1 protein-coding gene and 1 pseudogene are annotated in these 807 nt (G+C 68.2%); both read left to right on the top strand.

Annotation, left to right across the window (positions count from 1 at the left end; translation table 11 throughout):
* Positions 1-341, top strand: a pseudogene (locus ENZ74_RS33305) (cobyrinic acid a,c-diamide synthase); the annotation flags it as partial.
* 3 nt (positions 342-344) lie between these two features.
* Positions 345-807: adenosylcobinamide-GDP ribazoletransferase (locus tag ENZ74_RS33310; protein WP_206522402.1), on the top strand; the 463-nt coding region annotated here is incomplete at its 3' end.

Genomic DNA, 807 nt, shown 5'->3' on the forward strand with positions numbered 1-807 from the left:
TCCATGGCGAGTGCGGTGGCTTCATGGTGCTCGGCGAAGCCCTGGAGGACGCGTCGGGCGAAACGCATGCGATGCTCGGCCTGCTCGGCCATGCCACCAGCTTCGCCAGGCGCAAGATGAACCTCGGCTACCGCGAGGCGCGGCTGCGTGCCGATTGTCCGCTGGGTGCACAGGCCGCGCTGATCCGGGGCCACGAATTCCACTATGCGCAGATGACGGCCACCGGCAATGACGAGCCGCTGGCCGACCTTGCCGACGGCCAGGGCAATCCGATCGGCGCCTCGGGCTACCGGCGCGGCCATGTCAGCGGCACCTTCTTCCATGCGATCGCGAGGGGCTAGAGCATGAAATTCGGGACTCTGGCCCTTTCACCACGGCAGGCCGTCGACGACATCGCGCTCTGCCTGGTCTTCTTCACCAGGCTGCCGCTGCCCGTCTTCGATTTTCGCGGCCGCAGCCTTGCCGCGGCGATCTGGGCCGCCCCCATCGCCGGTCTCGTCGTCGGCCTGATCGGCGCCATCGTTTTTGCCACGGCGGAACGGTTCGGCCTTGCCATGGGGCCGGCGGCCGCACTTGCCCTTATGGCAACCCTGCTCACCACCGGCTGCCTGCATGAGGACGGCCTGTCCGACGTCGCCGACGGTTTTGGCGGCGGCAAATCGCGCGGCCGCAAACTTGAGATCATGCGCGACAGCCGCATCGGCGCCTATGGTGCGGCGGCGCTGGCTCTGTCGCTGCTGGTCCGCTGGAGCGCGCTGTCGGAGTTCGTCGATCCCACACAGGCCCTGTTTGCCCTCCTGGCCGCAC

Source organism: Mesorhizobium sp. M7A.F.Ca.CA.002.15.2.1, from assembly GCF_003998715.1.
GTDB classification, from domain to species: Bacteria; Pseudomonadota; Alphaproteobacteria; order Rhizobiales; family Rhizobiaceae; genus Mesorhizobium; species Mesorhizobium ciceri.